Raw genomic sequence first — 2,615 nt, forward strand, 5'->3', positions numbered from 1 at the left:
CCACCACGGCGCGCACGCCGGGGTCGGCGGCGGCGCGGAGCGCGTCCAGCAGGGCGGCCAGCACGGCCCCGTCGAGTGCGTTTCGGCGCTCCGGGGCGGCCAGCCGGAGGGTGGCGAGGCCGCCCTCCAGCTCCAGCGCCACGGGCGCGGGTGCGATCAGCTCCATCCGTATTCCCGGTAGTAGTCGCGGACGCCGACCAGGAAGAGGAGCCCCTCCCCTTCGTACAGTCGGCGCCACGTGTCACGGTGCTCGTCTCGCGCGGGAGCCCAGGTACGCGCGTCGATGTGCCGGGCGCGCTCGCGCTCCATGGCGTCGTACGCTTCCACGTCCAGGCGCGCGCGGCGCTCCAGCCGCCCGTCCAGCCCCAGGGCGCGGACCTGCTCCACCGCCTCCGCGCCGATGCGCCCCGCCCAGAACTCGCTCTGGCACCCGGAGCCGTAGGCGAAGAGGGACACCCGGTCGCCCGCCGACAGGTCCGGCGCGGTGGCGAGCAGCCCCAGGAGGCTCACGAAGTTGGAGGCCCCGTACGCCGTCCCGATCCTCCGCCCGAAGTGGAGCCCCTCCTCCACCTTGGCCCGGAAGCTCTCGCGCGCCCGGTCGAGGCACGTCTCCCCTTCGAGCTGGAGCACGGTGCGGTGGGCCTGCGCGGTCATCCCCGGGAAGGGGGCGTGGTAGACGTGCTTGCGGAAGGCGGCGTCGTAGTCGAAGCCCTCCGCCCCGTCGCGGAAGTGCAGGTACGCCCCCTCCAGCGCGTCCAGGTAGGCGTACAGGCTGGTCTGGCTGTCGCCCATCTCGGCGCGCGAGGTGGGGCGGAAGGTGTCGGCGATCTCCTGCGTCCAGTAGCCGCCCTCGCGCGGGTCGATCTCCAGCACCCGCGGCTGGTCGCCCACCAGCATGGCGACGGCGCACCCCCCGCCGATGAAGTCGAACCCCTCGGTGAGCTCCGGGTCGGGGCGGGTGAGGTCCGTGCTCACCACCAGCGCCTTCTTGCCCGGCCGCACCCCGGAGGCGGACCACCAGAGCGCGGTGCGGAGCGCGGCGTTGCCGCCGTAGCAGGCGTGCTTCACCTCGAACGAGCGGCAGCGGGCCGGCAGCTCCAGGAAGCGGTGCACCCAGGTGGAGATCGGCTTCCCGAAGTCCACCCCGCTCTCGCTCCCCACCACCAGCAGCTCCACCTCCGCCTTCTCCTCCGGCGTCAGCAGGCGCGAGGCGGCGTTCACCGCCAGGGTGACGGAGTCCTCCCAGGGGGCGACGACCGAGCGCTCCTCGATCATCACCTGCTCGCGCACGTACTCCGGGTCGGTGCCGCGCGCCGCCGCGATCTCGGCGGCGTCGGCGCGGAACTGCCCCGTGTACAGGTCGATCTTCTCGATTCCCAGTGCCATGTCAGTCCGCGGCCGTTCGCGTGAGGGTTCGGATCTCGTGCGGCTCCAGCCAGCAGCGGGTCCGCTGGAAGGGGTAGGTGGGCATCGTCCGGCGGCGCGCCGGGACCCCGCGTCCCAGCTCCGCCCAGTCCACCTCCACTCCCCGCGTCCACAGCGTGGCGGCCGCCCCCGCGAGGGTGCGCCAGGCGGGCTGGTCGCGCTCCAGCGACGGGACCCAGTCGTGACCGCCGTCGGGGAGGATCTTCCGCCCCAGCCTGGCGAGCACGGCGGCCGGCCCGATCTCCAGGAACACGGTGCACCCGGCCCCGACGAGCGCCTCCACCCCGGGTGCGAAGAGCACCGGGGAGCGGACGTGGCTCCGCCAGTAGGCGGCGTCCGGGGCGCGCCCCGGCTCCAGCGCCTTCCCCGTGAGGTTGGAGACCAGGGGGATGCGCGGGACGGAGCAGGCGACGCCGCGGGCCGCCTCCTCGAAGGCGTCGAGCATCGGCTCCATGCGGGAGGAGTGGAAGGCGTGCGACACCTCCAGCGGGCGCGTCATCACCCACTCGGCCTCCAGGGCGTCCATCACCGCCCGCACCCCCTCGCTGCACCCGGAGATCACGGTGTGGCTCGGGGCGTTGACCGCGGCCACGTCCACCCGGCCGCGGAAGGGGGCGAGCGCGGCCTCCACCTGCTCCAGGCCGGCGGTGGCCATCGCCATCATCCCGTCGCGCGGGAGGGCGGCCATCAGCGAGCCGCGAGCCGCCACCAGCGCCACCGCGTCCTCCAGCGAGAGCGCGCCGGCCACGCAGGCGGCCGCGTACTCGCCCACGCTGTGCCCCAGCACCGCCGCGGGGGTCACCCCCCAGGCGCGCCACGTCTCGGCGAGCGCGTACTCCAGCGCGAAGAGCGCGGCCTGGGTGAAGTCGGTCCGGTGGATCGGCGACTCCGCCCCCGGCCCGGGGAAGAGCACCGGGAGGAGCGGCCGCTCCAGGCGCGCGTCGAAAAGGGCGGCGCAGCGGTCCAGCGCCTCGCGGAACACGGGGAGGGTGTCGTACAGCTCGCGCCCCATCCCCGGGTACTGCGCCCCCTGCCCGGTGAAGAGGAAGGCGACCCGCGGCGGCTCCTCCCCCTCCGCCACGCCGTGCGCCCCGCGCCCCGGCGCCTCGCCCCGGGCGAACGCCTCCAGCGCCTCGCGCAGCTCCCCGGCGGAGGCGGCCGGGACGGCCAGCCGGTGGCGGAAGCGGGCC

At 75.2% G+C, this 2,615-nt stretch carries 2 protein-coding genes; both read right to left on the minus strand.

All coding sequences use genetic code 11. The annotated features are described in order from the left end of the window. Positions 1-156 precede the first annotated feature (156 nt). Positions 157-1,386: a hydroxymethylglutaryl-CoA synthase gene (locus tag VGR37_09990; GenBank protein HEV2147720.1), complete on the minus strand. Its 1,230-nt coding sequence runs from the start codon at positions 1,384-1,386 to the stop codon at positions 157-159. A gap of 1 nt (position 1,387) precedes the next feature. Next, positions 1,388-2,615, minus strand: a 1,228-nt coding sequence (locus tag VGR37_09995; protein HEV2147721.1) for an acyltransferase domain-containing protein, incomplete at its 5' end; no start/stop codon positions are given.

This window comes from Longimicrobiaceae bacterium (genome assembly GCA_035936415.1).
Lineage (GTDB): Bacteria > Gemmatimonadota > Gemmatimonadetes > Longimicrobiales > Longimicrobiaceae > JAFAYN01.